We start from the raw sequence: 15,978 nt of genomic DNA on the forward strand, positions 1-15,978 counted from the left end.
CGTCATTTAAAAGATTTCTCTTTTTGCGCTTGGCTTTTGTTCAGTTTTAAAGGAACAATTTTTCTCTGAGTTGTTTTAACAGCAACTTTTATATTATATCAAGTTATCAACGTGTTGTCAATAACTTTTTTACTCAATATCGCATCCGTTTGAAGCGACTTAAATATAGTAACACATTCGCAATATAAAAACAACACTTTTTTTCGTATCGTTATAATATCGTGATGTTCATTAAGTTGTAGTTTTTAAAGCGATGTTTAATATCATATCATCTCTATCAAATAACGTCAATTGGTTATTAGTGGTAATGTCGAAAACTTTCAATGAATATTCCCTTTCTATAAAAAAGCTTTGACACAAAAGAGAATAAATAACTACCATATATATATAGAAAAACAAAGTTGGACTTTTCATCTTGCGTTTCGACAATTAGATCAGCAGTACAAATAAATCAACGAAAGACGTGAGAAAATGGAGGATTTTACGCTTAGAGTAATAGAAATCATAAAGAATATCCCTAAAGGCCAAGTGATGACTTATGGCCAAATTGCTCGGTTGGCTGGAAGTCCTAGGGGCGCACGACAGGTGGTTCGCATACTTCATTCCTCTAGTAAAAAGCACAATCTTCCATGGCACAGAGTCATTAATGTTAAAGGTAAAATAGCTATAAAAGAGGATGAACATCGCTTCATCCAAAAAATCACTCTTGAAAACGAAGGAATTCTTTTTAAAGATGATGACACATTAGAGCTTTCAAAATATCAATATCATCCTGAATCATCTTGTAATAGCAACACTTTATAAGCTATCTTCACTATTCTACTGATGGTAGAATGGTTCATTAACTTTTGCAACCTACCGTTGATCGTCACAACAACATACCTATGCTATGATCATTTTAAACAGTGGCCTCTGTAAAATATTAAGGAGGAATTTAACCATGCTTGATGCAAGAGTAACCGGATCTTATATTTCAGATTTAAGAAAAAAAGCGGATTTAACACAGGTGGAGCTGGCTGAGCGTTTAAATGTTAGTCACCAAGCAGTATCGAAATGGGAACGCGGTGAATCTCTCCCCGATATTGGTACGCTTTTAGAAATCGCTAAACAATTCAATACGACAGTAGATACCCTATTAAGCGGTAGGAAAAGCCATAAACTGTATCAAGGAGTCGATGCGCTTATTGAAAAAGTAGCGACAAAACAACCACAGGCGGCATCGGCAATGATTAATAATGGAGAAGCTGATGTAGAAGGTCTTATTGAAATTGCTCCAATAACCAAAACAAGCGCTTTACAAGAAGTGGCAGGTGGGATTCATCGAACAAGTTTTTCTGTGCAGCATTTGATTGATTTAGCCCCTTTCCTTGAGCGCGAGACCCTCAATACCCTTGTTCACTCTTTAGAAACCGAAGACGTTGGACTAGAAGCCATCATAGATTTAGCCCCGTTTATTTCTCCGGAGCGCATTGTCACACTCTTAGAGAACATTAAAGAAGAAACGCTTGATTTTCATCATCTTTCCCAACTTGCACCCTTTCTAAGAAAGCATCTTGATGGTTTTATTAAGAGAGTGACATCAGAGCGTTTACAATGGTCTGATATTGAAAATATTGCTCCGTTTGTCCAGTCAAATACACTGGCTGAACTGATCGAGGAAACAATGAGTGAACCACCTGAGGTCCACACTATCATTTCCCTTGCTCCATTCCTTAGACAGGAGCTTAGCCGATGGTTCGAAAACTTCAACCTAAAAGAACTGAAATGGGTCGATATCATGGGGTTGGCCCCGTTTATCGGTCGGGAAAACCTTGATGCCTTATTAGAAAATTTTTCAGAAACCTCTCTTCGTCCAGAGCAAGTGCTGGAGCTAGCCCCATTTGTAAGTCGAGGGAAATTAACTGCTCTGATCCCTTTCATGTCACAACAAGATTTAACACCTGACTTTATCGCTGAAATAGCTCCCTTTATTGATAAACAACTATTAAGCCAATTAGTCAACAGCCTTTCTCAACAAAAATGACCATCGATACATTTAAACCGGTTACTTAAGAGTATCCGGTTTATTTTGAGTCTAACCAAAAGTCCACTCAATCTCCATCTTCCTCTTTTATCATCACAAAAACCCTCCTTAACTTATCTACCGCAGTGTTTAATCATATCTTTTGACTCAAAGAGTGATGTCCTGTAAATTTTAATTCATTAATTCCGATATGTATACTGAGAATTAAAAGTTAGGAGGAAAAATGTGAAGATCATTTGGAAAGGATACTTGCGGGCTTCGTTGATACTTAAAATTACAATCGCTCTAATTCTTGGCATTATTATTGGACTTATCCTTGGTGAAGATGCAAGTGCTTTATCAATTTTTGGCGACCTTTTAATGCATGTACTCAGTTTTTTAATCGTCCCCCTTATTTTATTGACCTTAATCGTTGGGATAAATCAGACAACATTAAGTCATTTAGGGCGTATGGGGGGTAAAATCTTTGTCTATTATATTTTAACTTCAGCCTTTGCTATTGTTGTCGGCCTCGTCGTCGCTAGTGTGTTACATCCAGGAAGTGGCATGACTTTTAACCACAATGAAAAATTCCAGGTCCCTGATAATCCAGGAGTTCTTAGTGTCATTTTAAATATCATTCCGACAAACATTATAACAGCATTTAGCGACATGAATTTATTAGGAATAATTTTTACAGCGCTTGTCTTTGGAGTAGCGATTTCCTACTTGAGAAATTCAAAAGAACATCATGAATTAGGTGAACATGTCTATAAAGTTGTAGATGGGTTAAACGAAGCGACTCTCACCATTATGAAAGGTGTTCTACAGTATGTACCGATTGGCATCCTAGCGATCACTGCAAAAACAGTGGGCGAACAAGGGACACATACTTTGCTCTCACTTGGAAAAATGATTACTGTACTCTATCTTGCGCTTATTGTTCAAGTAGGGATATACATTCTGTTCATGCTAATGGCAAAAGTACATCCCGGCCGCTTTTTCGCTCAAGTGCGGACCCCGATGATTACTGCATTTATTACTCAAAGTAGTTCTGGGACCCTTCCGCTTACCCTCAATGCAGCAAAAAATTTAGGCTTGTCAAAAAGTCTTTATGGATTTAGCTTACCACTGGGTTCCACCATCAATATGGACGGGGCTGCGATTCGGATCGCTGTATCTGCTGTCTTTGCAGCTAATATAGTCGGTATGAACCTCACTTTTACCGATATGTTAGAAATAGTCCTTGTCGGTACCCTCGCTTCCATCGGGACCGCTGGTGTTCCCGGAGCAGGGATTATTATGATTGCTACAGTTTTCGCTCAAGTTGGACTCCCAATGGAAACGGTTGGACTGTTAACAGCTATCGATGCTCTTGTTGGCATGGGCTGCACCGCTTTAAATGTAACAGGTGACTTGGTTGGTACTGCAATTATTAATAAAACAGAACGTTTAAACCCTGATTCTACGTACTAGTGCTAAAAAAAACGCTAGTATCCTCTTCACCAGGATATTAGCGTTTTCTAGTCATTAAGTTTCTATCTCGAATATATTGTTGCTGTCAAAAGCCGTCGTTAAAATTTCAAGCCTCTAAAAGCAGTGGAGGAAGAAAGACCTTCCCCACTTGCATCATTATTATCGTCTTGGTTGGGGCACTCTCATCCATACACGATCTTGGTTGGCAGCAGTCGGAAATTTTTGGCCTGCCTTTAAATGCACAGTAGTCGGTGTTTCGATGGTTGTCCCTTTTTCACCAATTTCTCTATAATCCCCTGAGTTAGGCACTTGTTCCCCTGGGTGAAACAATTTATTATCGTGTTGTCCTCCCATTCCTCACCCTCCTTTCGTTTCCCTATTAGGATTTCCGAAAGCAAAGCGTTTCATGAAAGGAAGTTTTAATGCCAGTTCTAATCAATTCATATCATTTTCCGCTATTGATATAGATTGCGACGTAACAGATAGGTGTAGCCGCGCTCACACAAAAGAAGTAGCTGACTAACAAAAGAACTGCCCCACTCACAAAAGGCGCACATATCGAAGAAGAAACTAACAAAAGAGCAACTGCGCCTGCACATAAGAAGCGTTGGACTCACAAAAAAGGCAGCCACAACTCACAAATGACGCACGAATCAAGAGGGAAACTCACAAAAGGATGCCGTGCTCGCACTTAAGAAGACTCTGACTCACAAAAGCGGTTACAGCGCGCACTAAAAACAGCATTAACTCACAAAAGGCGCACGAAACAAGAGGGAAACTCACAAAAGCTGCGCGTGCACAAAAGAGGCAGTTAACTAACAAAAAGCATCGCAGCTATCAAGTGAATTGGAGCGTAAGGCGCGAGACTCCAGTGGGAACAGCACGCGTCCGAAGATCCACTTTGGAGCACCAAAAACTGACTCCAAAGTTAGCTGTGGCCGTGCCCACGGAAAGCGAAGTATTCTGCCGAAGCGGTTGTTAAACACTAAATATAATAAGGTATGAGCTGTCAAAGCCGATCGAATTGACGTCGCCATTCCCTTCAACTGCGAACATTCTTGTACTTGAATAAGTGCAACACGCTTCTAAGAAAAGGCCTTTTTCTAAAAAAATACCACAGGGGCTTACCTTCACTATAATGAAAAAACATAAAAAGTGGTTTAATGAAGGTTTACTTTATCTCCCTTGCGAATAGGGAATAATGTTCCGATTAAAGCAATGACCGCACAAATCAAAAAGATTCTTGGTAAACCAAAAGCAGCGATACTCGCGATTGTACTGAAGATAATCAAATCAGCTGCAGAGTCTATAATCGATAAAAGCGAAATCGTCGTGGCACGAACGGTAGACGGTATCCAATCATTACTGAGTTGAGAGTAGATCGGATAGCGAATAGCACGGACGAAACGCAAAATAAAAAACGAGAACAACGCTACTGTTAAACGCTCTCCGAAAAAGCTAGCAAGGAGCAATCCACCAACAGCAAGAAATCCAGTCACATGCATTAAAAATACTCTCGATAATCGCCTAGTGAACCAGCCAATGAAATAAGAAGCAAAAAAGCCAATCCCTGCAGCCAAGGCATAAATAATCCCTATCCAAGAGACCGGAAGTCCTGCTCCCTGTAAAAAGGGCTGATCAAAATTCCCGAACACAGCGCCTGCTGGAATAAAGACAATGGTAACATTTAAGAACATGATAAGAAGTTGGGGGGTTCTCCGAATCACTCTTACCCCTTCACGAACCTGCTTAAAGGGATTATCTCGATAGCTCATACTATGAATCGGCTTTTTCACAAAAAAGAGGATCACAATCCCAATGGCTTGAAAGCCAAGTCCCAAATACAGTAATACTAAAAATTGAGCTTCAGTCAAATCATGGGCTAAGAAAGCACCAAGAATCACCGCGATCATCATCGTTATGAATTCCGCGGCGTTGATTCTCCCCATGGCGTGGTCCATCTTATTTTCCTCGTGAGATTCTTTTAAGGAGTCATAAATTAAAGCTTCATCAGCCCCCGAAAAAAAAGTTGCTGCCAATCCACTTAGAGCACTACTTAAAAAAAATTGCCAAGGGTTATGAGCAAAAACTAACACGAGAATACTTATAAAATGAATCAAGCCCCCAGTGATAAAGGACCGCTTCGCACCAAAGCGATCGGCAAATATTCCTGATGGCACCTCACCAATTAAAACAAAACCACTCCAAAACATTAGCATCCAAATAATGTCGGTCTCATCCAAACCTCTTGAAAGGTAAAACAAGGTTAACACGGGCTGTATAAAGCTAATGGTTCCCAAAAGATTGTATAAAAATAAAATACGGATATTATGTGCTGCGAGTGTTTTCTTCTTCACACTATTTCCTCCTGCCTCTATTTTCTTGAGCCATCTATAGGCATAAAGAAGCAGGAATGAACTTTTCCTAAACTAAAAGATCTGTCACTCCCGCCTCTTTACGGATAACAGATAGAATTTTTTGCATAATAAATCCTCCTCAAATTTGATAATCGTATGATACCATAAAAAGCGAAATAATCAGCGAAAATTTTTAAAAGACAGTAAAATCTTTTCTTACTCAATGTTTTTTTCAACTTTAAATAGGGTATTAAGAAAATGACCCCTGAACAAACTAAGAAAAAACAAGGAGGAAAGCGTGTTGGATAAAGAGCAAAAAGAAAAGAAACATTCACGATTTTCACGAAAGAAAAAAGCGGCTCTTCTTCAAAAAGAAGATATCACCATTGTGGACACCAAAGTCGCTAAAAAAGCTGTCGTGGCAACAGGGATGGGGAATGCTATGGAATGGTTTGACTTTGGCATTTATTCTTACCTTGCCGCGACAATCGGTAAAATCTTTTTCCCAGAATTTACTGGCCCCACGCAACTCGTCTTTAGTTTTGCGACGTTTGCCATCGCCTTCCTTGTCCGCCCTATTGGAGGCATGTTTTTCGGGATGTTAGGCGATCGATTGGGACGGAAAAAGATTTTAGCGATTACATTGGTCATGATGGCCTTTGCAACACTTTGTATCGGATTGATCCCTAGTTACCATTCGATCGGTATCACTGCACCTATTTTGTTGCTCGTTGCCCGCTTGATCCAAGGCTTTTCAACAGGTGGCGAATACTCAGGCGCAATGACATTTATTGCTGAGTCCACACCGGACAAAAAACGCGGTATTATGTCAAGTGGCTTAGAAGTGGGAACATTAGTCGGTTATATTTTTGGATCAGGAATCGTCACCTTACTCACCTTTATTCTAGGATCAGACTCCATGTTAAGCTGGGGTTGGCGCATTCCCTTTTTAATTGCAGCTCCTATTGGACTTATTGGCCTTTATTTACGAAATAATTTGGAGGAATCCCCAGCCTTCGAAGCCATGGAAAAAGAGAAGGAGAATGAAAATCGCCATGTCTCTATGAAAGATATTTTAGTTTACCACCGTAAACCGTTACTGGTTGGTATGATTTTAGTCTTCTTCTATAATATTGTTGATTATACCGTATTGTCCTATATGCCCTCCCATTTAAACGCTGTACTTAATTATGGCGAAACCAAAGGGCTACTTCTTATTTTAATTGTAATGTTCATTATGATTCCGATTGTCTTAATCATGGGTTATTTTGGCGACCGCATTGGGTCTAAAAGAATTATTCAAGGGGGATTAATCGGATTAATTCTCTTATCCTTCCCCTCCTTCTTAATGATCGGCAGTGGCAACAACTGGCTTGTCTTTTTCGGCTTGATGATTTTAGCCGTCTTTTTAGCCTCGTTTCAGGGAACGATGCCATCCTTGCTGCCTTCGTTATTTTTTACCGATGTTAGATATGGGGCTTTAGCCATTACCTATAATATATCTGCTTCCATATTTGGAGGAACCGCCCCACTGGTCATTGCTTGGTTCATCAGTTTAACGTCGAGTAATTTTATCCCTGCTTATTATCTCATTCTTTCCTCACTGATTGGCATTGGGGTCGTAACCTTTTTAGTGAAAGATCCATCGGGTAAACCGCTTAGAGGCTCAGCTCCAGCGGTTGAAGAAAAACAAGAAATCAAAGAAATATTAGAGGATCCTGAAGAAGCCTTATGGTGGACCGAAGAGAAAAAAAGAATTGATAACAAGATTAATGAACAATATGATTAAGCAAGTAGGCAGGAACTTTAAGACGTACAGGAACGCCTTTTTTAGAAAATTGCTGAATCCAATTGATCATCGTTTGTCTCTATGATATGATCAAATCAATAAGAAGCGGATGCAGTAACTGACGACATTTGTGGAACCAACCACAGGGGAGCTGCATGGACATAACGTCGGGTCGTCTGGGCAGAGATAAGGAGAATGAGCTCCTTATCTCTTTTATTTTCCCACTGCAAAGCGCGAGGAAAAACGAAAGAGGTGGCTATTTAAGATGGAACAAATCATTTTAGATGGAAAACAGGTATCAAAAAAAGTGAGAGAAAGCTTAAAGGAAAAAGTCACTGACTTAAAAGCAAAAGGAATTATTCCTTGTCTGGCGACGATTCTGGTTGGTGATGATCCCTCCTCAGAAACCTATGTCAAAATGAAGGGAAATGCCTGCGAAAAGGTGGGCATTAAGTCCATCCGCCTTCACCTACCCAAAGAAACGACAACAGAGACCCTTATAGAGACCATTGAAAACCTCAATCACGATAGTTCTGTTCACGGGATTCTTCTGCAACATCCTGTTCCTTCACATATTGATGAACGAGCAGCTTTTGAATCCATTGCGATTGAAAAGGATGTTGATGGTGTGACTAGCGCAGGTTATGGACAAACAGCCTTGGGTTTTGGCAAATATCCTTCATGTACACCTGCTGCCATTATGAAAATTATTGACGACTATGACATCCCAGTCGATGGAAAACACGCGGTTGTTGTCGGGCGAAGCCCCATTTTAGGCAAACCCGTCTCTGCTCTACTATTGAATAGGAATGCCACCGTCACAACCTGCCATTCCCATACTACCAATTTACCTGAGATCGTCAAACAAGCCGATATTGTGATCGCTGCCGTGGGTAAACCTAAATTCATCCAAGGGGATTGGATTAAAAAGGGAGCCGTAATTCTAGATGCCGGCTACAACAAAGGCAATATAGGTGATATTGATTACGAAGCCTGCCTCGAAAATGCCAGTGCCATTACCCCTGTACCAGGTGGGGTGGGTCCCGTTACCATTTCAATGCTACTCAAGCATACAGTCGAAGCTGCTGCTCTGACCGAATAGATACGAAAAACTTGGCTTAGATAATTTTTTTTCCGATCTCTTATGGCCAAGCCGACCCTACCCACATCGTGAGGGCATGAGGAAAGCGAGCGTTCTGAAGCGGGAGTCCACACCGTCATGATAATCAAAACTTTGTACTACTTTCTTGTTCTTAAAAAAACCGGAGGGGATGCTTTTACAAGCCCTTCCTCCGGTTTCATCTTTCACTATAAAGGATTAATCATCCACTGGTGGCATAAGTTTTGTCGTAATGCCGATCCGATTCCAAGCATTGATCGCGATGATTTGCATAAGCATTTCACTTATTTCCTTGTCATCAAAATAGCGCTGCATCTCTGAGTAAACATCATCCGGAACTTGATGTTCAGAAATCAGAGTCACCGCTTCAGTAAAAGCTAAAACTGCACGCTCTTCAGGTGTATAAAAAGGCGCTTCTCTCCAAGCATTCAGTCCATATATCCGTTGTTCCGTTTCCCCTTGCTTTCGTGCATCTTTTGTATGCATGTCAATACAAAAAGCACAGCCATTGAGCTGTGAAGCTCTAATTTTAATAAGCTCTCTTAATTGAGGGGATTGTCCCGTCCCACTTACATAACGTTCAAGCTCTGCCATGACTTTGTAGCTTTCGGGATTGATTTGATGCATTTGAAATCGTGTGTCCATATCATCATATGCCTCCTTTTAATTGTCTTTCACTCATTAAGACAACTAAAAGGATCTTTTTGTGACACCAAAGCTAAATTATTTTTGGTAGTTTATCAGGATTAAGGACACCATAAATATGCATGACTGTCCGTGTGTCGGGATTGACGTCAAAAAGCCAGATTGCTTTTGGGGCCGCATTTTCAACCACCATCATTGCGACTTCATCGTTCACTTTGATGGGCACCTGCTCATCTCCAAAACTCCCCTTTGACCAAATTCCCTTAAAAAAGGCAAAAATCCGTTGAATTCCTGAAATCGATCGTGTTGCTGCCCTTGTTTTTCCACCACCATCGGTTTGAATGACTGTATCCTCAGTCACCAATTTTACAAGTTCAGATATATTCCCCTGCTTTAAAGCCTGAATAAACTGTTCAGCGACAATAGGCTGCACAGTGTTCTTAGCTTCGGATATATGAGTCCGTCCTATTTTCCGATGAGCACGGCTATAGAGTTGCCGACAGTTGGCCTCTGTTTTCCCAATGGTTTCAGAGAGATCCTTATAAGAAAAACTATAGGACTCTCTTAGGACATAGACAACACGCTCCAATGGGGATAAAACTTCAAGCATGACTAAATAAGCATACGACATCTCCTCTTGCCTTTTTATATGGTCTAAAGGTTCATTCTCCGCCTTATAAAAAGGTTCAGGTAACCACGTACCAACATAGACTTCTTTCTTTTTGGCAGCTGATTTCATCACGTTGATACACCTATTGCTCACAGCTTTACTTAAAAAAGCCTGAGGATGCTTCACTTTACTCCAGTCGGTTGATTCTAATGACACAAAGACATCATGGACAATATCCTCTGCTTCACTTACTGTCCCTAAAAAGCGATACGCTATGGAAAAAAGTAGAGAATAGTAGTCTCGATACGCTTGTTCAAAATAAATAGCTCTCCTCCCCTTTATCTACAATCATCTATAATTGTGATTATACTAGGAATTAGGCTTTTTTAGTAATGTTTAAATGCTATCACTTTTTCTCTAAATCATTAAAAATCAAAATGATCAGGATCTGGACCGACCCGCTTGTTTTGGTTTAAGCCATCAATGCGTTCCATATCTTCTTTCGCTAACTCGAAATCAAAGACTGCAGCATTTTCAATGATACGATGCTCTTTGATTGATTTTGGAATGGTTACAACGCCATTTTGTAGATCCCAACGTAATATGATTTGTGCAACGGACTTATTGTATTTTCCCGCTAACTCTTTCAACTCAGGGTTATCCAACAGCTGCCCTTGCATTAAAGGTGACCAAGCACCAAGCTGAATACCGTTTTTCACACAGAAGGCTTGCAGCTCTTTTTGTGTCAAACGAGGATGATATTCCACTTGATTGAGCACGGGTTTAATTTCTGCATCTTTCATAAGGTCTTCAAGGTGATGAATCTGGAAGTTACTCACACCAATAGCCTTGACTTTCTCCTCTTTATACAGAGTTTCTAATGCACGCCAAGCGTCTTTAAATTTCCCTTCAACTGGCCAATGAATAAGATAAAGGTCTAAGTAATCCAGGCCAAGTTTTTGTAGGCTGGTTTCATAAGCCGCGAGTGTAGCTTCATAACCTAAATCATCATTCCACACTTTAGATGTTACAAATAACGCTTCACGGGAAATGCCTGTTTCTTGAATAGCTTCACGAATCGCTTGTCCGACACCCTCTTCATTCCCATAAATCGCAGCTGTATCAATATTCCGGTAGCCATGTTTGATAGCAGCTTTAACGGCTTGGATAAGATCCGGACCTTCTTCAACTTTAAAAACACCAATACCGAACCAAGGCATTTTTACTCCATTATTTAATTGCGTTCTATTCTGTAAACTTTTTACCATTAAAAGTTCCTCCAAAAATTCATTTTGAGCTACATTCTTTCATTTCTCTAGCGCTAAGACTTGCCTCACCTCCTTTCAAGGAATAGTTTTACTTGCTCTAAGCGTTGGCTTTCCGATCCTTTCGTTCTAAAGCGCGACTCCATCCGGTTAACACAACCGCAATCGCAACCATAATGGCGCCAATCCATGCTGTATGAATCAGACCCATCGAATCAGTAATCAGCCCACCTAAATAGGATCCAATCGCAATCCCAGCATTAAAAGCAGCAATATTGACCGCGGATGCGACATCGACAGCACTAGGGACAAAGCGCTCTGCTAACATAACAACATAGACTTGCAAGCCCGGGACATTCATAAACGCAAAAAGCCCCATAAATAAGATGGTAATAATTCCTGCGACTTTAAAAGGCGCAGTAAAGGTTAAAACAAACAAAACAATAGCTTGGACACTAAACATATAAAATAAGGCAACCAGCGGTTTGTGGTTGGCTAATTTCCCACCAATGGTATTTCCTACAGCAATCGCCACACCATAAATGAGCAAAATAATCGCTACAGTTCCTGCTTTGATCCCTGTCACCGTTTGTAACAACGGGGACAAGTAAGTGAAAACAACGAAAGTACCGCCATATCCTAACGCGGTAATAATGAATAATAGTAACAACCGACCATTCGTCACCAGTTTCACTTGGTCACGTAGCGATGTCCGAGCCCCTTTTCTTAAATCGCCAGGCACCAAAAAGCTATTCGCGATTAATGCCACAATACCTACAGCGACAATGACGAGAAAAGCCAATCGCCAACCAAACTGTTGCCCAATAAACGTGCCAATTGGAACACCCGTCACCGTTGCAATGGTGAGTCCTGTAAACATGATTGAGATTGCACTGGCTCTTCGATTTTCTGGAACGAGATCAGCAGCAATCGTTGAGCCAATGGACATAAAAACACCGTGAGAGAAAGCTGAGATGACACGGGCCACCAATAACAGACCGATACTTGTTGCACTTGCGGCTAGACCATTGCCAATAATAAAGACAATCATGATCCATATTAATAAAGACTTCCGTGACATACTCGAGGTTAATGAAGTGATAATCGGTGCACCAAAAGTGACACCTAATGCATACAGCGAAACCGTTAATCCCGCTGTCGTCACAGGAATATTTAAATCACTTGATATAAGAGGTAAGAGACCGACACTGATAAATTCAGTTGTTCCTATCGCAAAAGCACTGACGGCTAACGCAAGCAATGCCAAAGTACTTCTTTTTTTATCTAAACTCAATGCATTTTCCTCCTTGTATAGCTGACATATTTATTTGAACCACTCAAAAAAACGAGATTCTTCGGCCAACAAATGTTATTATGAGACTTGGAGATCATAATGAAAAGTACGCACTTTAAAGTACTCTAGATACCTTAAGGTGATATAGGCACTTTAAAGTTCCTATAGAATAGGAGAGAAGATTATGCAAGCAAAGAAATATAATATCTCAGTCGAAGCAACCTTGGAAGTTATCGGAGGGAAATGGAAATGTGTGATTCTTTGTCACCTAACCCATGGAAAAAAACGTACAAGTGAATTAAGACGCTTAATCCCACAAATCACCCAAAAAATGCTCACGCAACAATTAAGAGAATTAGAAGAAGATGGCATCATTAATCGCATTGTTTATAACCAAGTGCCGCCAAAAGTGGAATATGAACTCAGTGATTACGGTTGGGGATTGAAAGGCATTTTAGACGCCCTATGCGCCTGGGGAGAAAAACACCTCGACAAAGTTTATGGTGACAAGTATTCTGTCTTAGAGAAAAGTGTATTAAATGAACAACTCGATTGATTTCAGCATGTCTTATTCCTTATCCCTTATGCTATAATGAGGCAATAAGACGAGGTAAATGCTTCCTTCATTTATCTTTGATAGGTCTACACATGCAAACACATCAAAAACTAAACACACTTTGGAGGCCATATGCTAACGTTTGAAGAGAAACTTAGAATTATTGAATCCTTTCCGCAATTAAAAAGAAAGGATGTTTCATTAGGGCGAGTCAATTTCAGTTACGATGAGAGTATTTTAGATAAGAAAAATGTTGTCTACCACCTGCATCCTAATGGAAATGGTTACGTTTATGGCGCACACCTCAGATTTTATGATACGGATGAAAAAGGCTATGTGAACATTCGTGATTACTCAGAAAAAGCGCTGCGGACAATTATTGAAAAATCCATCCACTTTATGACGGAAAAGCCAGCAGGCGAACAAACGCCTGAGGAGGAAGTCAATGAAACATGGAAGAACCGTGAAGGGCATACATTAACCCTTGTCCAAGAGGATGAAGACGTCTGGAATGTCTATGCTGGGGAAAACCTTGACAATATGTTTGGCACCTATGACGAAGCTGTAGATTATTTATTAGAAGAAGGCTTCCGTCCCTTCACCAAATAATACCCAAATCAACACGCCCTTCAACTTTGAAGGGTTTTCTAGTTTTAAGTCAATAAAAGTCTTTGAAAACGAAAACCGGAGGGCTACCAAAATGGGGAAATTCAAAGGAAAAACCAATGCCATGCGCTTATTAAAGGAGAAAAGGCTACCGTATGATAGCTATAGCTATGAAGTCCATGATGGAAAAATTGATGGTGTTTCTGTGGCTCAAAAAGTAGGCATTGATCCAAATAAAGTCTATAAAACCTTAGTCACCCAAGGGGTTTCCAAAGCCATCTACGTCTATGTTATTCCTGTTAAAGACGCATTGGACTTAAAAAAAGCTGCACAAGCAGCGGGAGAGAAAAAAATTGATCTTCTTCCTGTCAAAGACCTACAAAAATGGACAGGTTATATTCGCGGTGGCTGTTCGCCCGTCGGTATGAAAAAAAACTACCCAACCTTTATCGATGAACAAGCGAATACCCTTAATTCTATAGTGGTTAGTGGTGGTAAAATCGGTGTTCAAATTGAACTCTCTTTAGACAGTCTCATTTCTATAACGCAAGCCTCTCTAAAGCCACTTGTAAGAGATTAACGTCTCTCACACAAAGCCACAAACGCGATAGCGCCTCCAAGTATAATGAGAGGCGACCCCTTCCTATTCCTTTCGATGTTCAATGATGGCACACATAGCGAGCGAACATCAGAAGTCTTAACAAAGCGTATACATTAAGCGAACACCTCATTCATATCTATCAAACTGACAAACCCCTAAAGTCGAAAATAAAAAAGCTCCAAAACCCTCCATAAGGATTTGAAGCTTTCAAAAGTACAAACTAATAGAACGTTTATGAATTAGTGAGCAAGTTGGCTTAAATTCGTTTTACAATTTTCAAAGACTTTCCATTATAATTAGCGATTTTGTGAGGAATCGAAAACTTGATTAAAATCAAGTGCCCAAGCAGATACGCCAGTAACTAATCCTTCTCTTTCAGCGTTTTTTTGTTGTGGGGCAAAGTTTTGTGAGAAAGAGAAGATAAGCACAGCCAATAAACCTAGACCTAGCACTACTAATGTTGTTTTAATTTTTTTCAATTTAATCCCTCCGATTGGCATATTTTATTTCTTGCATTTGAAGCTAAAGCATAATATTCTGCAGCTTCTTTATATAATTCTTGTTGTCTGTAATAACTCGCCAATTGTTCACTATATTCATCAACGTACCTCCATAACTTTTCTTTATGGAAGTATGCAATTCCTTCTTCATAGACTGTTTTGAAATTACTAGTGCCATAATTTTCGTAATATGCTTCCAATAATTTAAATCTTACTAAGTACTCATTATTACCATAATTATTACACGACTCTATTCCTTTTTGCAACCATTCTGATGCGTCTTCCTTATTTCCTAACTTGTAATTTTCTCTTGACAGTAGATAAGCTGTTATATAATGTACTTCTTTCCTTGCAGATAAACTTTTAACAAGCCAGTGGACTGCTGCACTTGCTTTATTTTGACTGGCATAGAGTAATCCCAAATTGTGTAAAGCATTAGATTTTAATGAATTATCACCAATCTGATTGGCATAATCTAGCACTCTATAAAACTGTTCCTCTGCTTGCTCATATTGCTTCATATCAATAGAATTAAGACCTAGAATCAATTCACAGGAAGCAATTTTCTTATTATACTCTAACTTATCTCGAAAAGTTTCTAAGGCTTTTGTAATATATTGAACAGAGTGAAGTGTATCTTCTAGATGATAATACATAAAAGCCATTTTATAATCATACTCAGCTCGTTCGATCTCGTCATCAATAGACCCTAAGCGTTGTTCAGCAACTTCAAAACTCGTTCTAGCATCATTAAAATCACTGTTACAAATAATAGAATGAAGACCTTTAAAAAGATAAAAGCGATAACACCATTGGTCGTCTAAAAGTTGCTTAACGGGCTCAATTTTTTCTAGCAGATCTTGTGCTTTTTCAAAATCAACATTCAACAGAGCATAGCCAAATAACACGACATTAAATTGTGTTTGGAGTTGATGATTTGCTTCAAATTCATCATAGGAATCCTCAAGTTGTTTATATAGTGTTGTTGCTCTTGTTAAATTTTGAACTTTCACATTAAAGTAAAACTCATTGAGTAAATCCGTCAACCTACTGACACTATTAGCTGCTTGCAATCATCACACCTCACTTTACTGATAAATAATTACATTCTGATTATAGCATTAATTTCCAATAAAAAAATTGGGAAAACCTCTCTA

Annotated in this window: 16 protein-coding genes and 1 riboswitch; of the genes, 8 read left to right on the forward strand and 8 right to left on the reverse strand. The window is 39.6% G+C overall.

Annotation, left to right across the window (positions count from 1 at the left end; translation table 11 throughout):
• Positions 1–471: 471 nt before the first annotated feature.
• The 3 genes from IEV91_RS09640 (at position 472) to IEV91_RS09650 (ending at position 3,478) form a co-directional block, all read left to right on the forward strand.
• Positions 472–804 carry an MGMT family protein gene (locus IEV91_RS09640; RefSeq protein ID WP_188497221.1) on the forward strand — a complete coding sequence of 111 codons (333 nt, stop codon included), beginning with the start codon at positions 472–474 and terminating at the stop codon, positions 802–804.
• 136 nt (positions 805–940) lie between these two features.
• Positions 941–2,023, forward strand: coding sequence for a helix-turn-helix domain-containing protein (locus IEV91_RS09645; protein WP_188497222.1), 1,083 nt, complete (start codon positions 941–943; stop codon positions 2,021–2,023).
• A 225-nt stretch (positions 2,024–2,248) separates the two neighbouring features.
• Positions 2,249–3,478, forward strand: a complete 1,230-nt coding sequence (locus IEV91_RS09650; RefSeq protein ID WP_188497223.1) for a dicarboxylate/amino acid:cation symporter — start codon at positions 2,249–2,251, stop codon at positions 3,476–3,478.
• 159 nt (positions 3,479–3,637) lie between these two features.
• Here IEV91_RS09650 and IEV91_RS09655 read toward each other — a convergent pair whose 3' ends face one another.
• Both IEV91_RS09655 and IEV91_RS09660 read right to left on the reverse strand, forming a co-directional pair.
• Positions 3,638–3,832, reverse strand: coding sequence for a YjzC family protein (locus IEV91_RS09655; RefSeq protein ID WP_188497224.1), 195 nt, complete (start codon positions 3,830–3,832; stop codon positions 3,638–3,640).
• 806 nt (positions 3,833–4,638) lie between these two features.
• Positions 4,639–5,835 carry an MFS transporter gene (locus IEV91_RS09660; protein ID WP_188497225.1) on the reverse strand — a complete coding sequence of 399 codons (1,197 nt, stop codon included), beginning with the start codon at positions 5,833–5,835 and terminating at the stop codon, positions 4,639–4,641.
• A gap of 298 nt (positions 5,836–6,133) precedes the next feature.
• Here IEV91_RS09660 and IEV91_RS09665 point away from each other — a divergent pair, with 298 nt between their 5' ends.
• Positions 6,134–7,624, forward strand: a complete 1,491-nt coding sequence (locus IEV91_RS09665; RefSeq protein ID WP_373284420.1) for an MFS transporter — start codon at positions 6,134–6,136, stop codon at positions 7,622–7,624.
• A gap of 104 nt (positions 7,625–7,728) precedes the next feature.
• Positions 7,729–7,813, forward strand: a riboswitch (ZMP/ZTP riboswitch).
• A gap of 76 nt (positions 7,814–7,889) precedes the next feature.
• A complete protein-coding gene (locus IEV91_RS09670) occupies positions 7,890–8,726 on the forward strand; it encodes a bifunctional 5,10-methylenetetrahydrofolate dehydrogenase/5,10-methenyltetrahydrofolate cyclohydrolase (protein WP_188497226.1) in 837 nt (278 codons plus the stop codon).
• 216 nt (positions 8,727–8,942) lie between these two features.
• Here the strand turns inward: IEV91_RS09670 and IEV91_RS09675 are convergent, their stop codons facing one another.
• From IEV91_RS09675 to IEV91_RS09690, 4 genes are all read right to left on the reverse strand, one after another.
• On the reverse strand, positions 8,943–9,389 hold the full coding sequence (locus tag IEV91_RS09675; RefSeq protein WP_188497227.1) for a carboxymuconolactone decarboxylase family protein: 447 nt from the start codon (positions 9,387–9,389) through the stop codon (positions 8,943–8,945).
• Between the two features lie 73 nt (positions 9,390–9,462).
• Complete coding sequence (locus tag IEV91_RS09680; RefSeq protein WP_188497305.1) at positions 9,463–10,341, reverse strand: sigma-70 family RNA polymerase sigma factor; 879 nt, start codon at positions 10,339–10,341, stop codon at positions 9,463–9,465.
• An 83-nt stretch (positions 10,342–10,424) separates the two neighbouring features.
• Positions 10,425–11,267 carry an aldo/keto reductase gene (locus IEV91_RS09685; RefSeq protein WP_188497228.1) on the reverse strand — a complete coding sequence of 281 codons (843 nt, stop codon included), beginning with the start codon at positions 11,265–11,267 and terminating at the stop codon, positions 10,425–10,427.
• 97 nt (positions 11,268–11,364) lie between these two features.
• Entirely contained in the window at positions 11,365–12,558 is a 1,194-nt protein-coding gene (locus IEV91_RS09690) for an MFS transporter (RefSeq protein ID WP_188497229.1), read from the reverse strand.
• A 184-nt stretch (positions 12,559–12,742) separates the two neighbouring features.
• Here IEV91_RS09690 and IEV91_RS09695 point away from each other — a divergent pair, with 184 nt between their 5' ends.
• From IEV91_RS09695 to ybaK, 3 genes are all read left to right on the forward strand, one after another.
• The gene (locus IEV91_RS09695) at positions 12,743–13,114 is read left to right on the forward strand and encodes a winged helix-turn-helix transcriptional regulator (RefSeq protein WP_188497230.1); all 372 of its coding nucleotides are present in this window, start codon (positions 12,743–12,745) and stop codon (positions 13,112–13,114) included.
• Between the two features lie 132 nt (positions 13,115–13,246).
• On the forward strand, positions 13,247–13,723 hold the full coding sequence (locus tag IEV91_RS09700) for a hypothetical protein (protein ID WP_188497231.1): 477 nt from the start codon (positions 13,247–13,249) through the stop codon (positions 13,721–13,723).
• Positions 13,724–13,814: 91 nt separating this feature from the next.
• The gene (ybaK, locus tag IEV91_RS09705) at positions 13,815–14,300 is read left to right on the forward strand and encodes a Cys-tRNA(Pro) deacylase (protein WP_188497232.1); all 486 of its coding nucleotides are present in this window, start codon (positions 13,815–13,817) and stop codon (positions 14,298–14,300) included.
• A 317-nt stretch (positions 14,301–14,617) separates the two neighbouring features.
• Here ybaK and IEV91_RS09710 read toward each other — a convergent pair whose 3' ends face one another.
• Both IEV91_RS09710 and IEV91_RS09715 read right to left on the reverse strand, forming a co-directional pair.
• Complete coding sequence (locus IEV91_RS09710) at positions 14,618–14,800, reverse strand: hypothetical protein (protein ID WP_188497233.1); 183 nt, start codon at positions 14,798–14,800, stop codon at positions 14,618–14,620.
• Positions 14,797–15,894, reverse strand: a complete 1,098-nt coding sequence (locus IEV91_RS09715; protein ID WP_188497234.1) for a tetratricopeptide repeat protein — start codon at positions 15,892–15,894, stop codon at positions 14,797–14,799. The genes IEV91_RS09710 and IEV91_RS09715 overlap by 4 nt, the downstream gene beginning before the upstream one ends.
• Positions 15,895–15,978: the final 84 nt, after the last annotated feature.

The sequence above is a fragment of the Pullulanibacillus pueri genome (assembly GCF_014639255.1).
Lineage (GTDB): Bacteria > Bacillota > Bacilli > Bacillales > Sporolactobacillaceae > Pullulanibacillus > Pullulanibacillus pueri.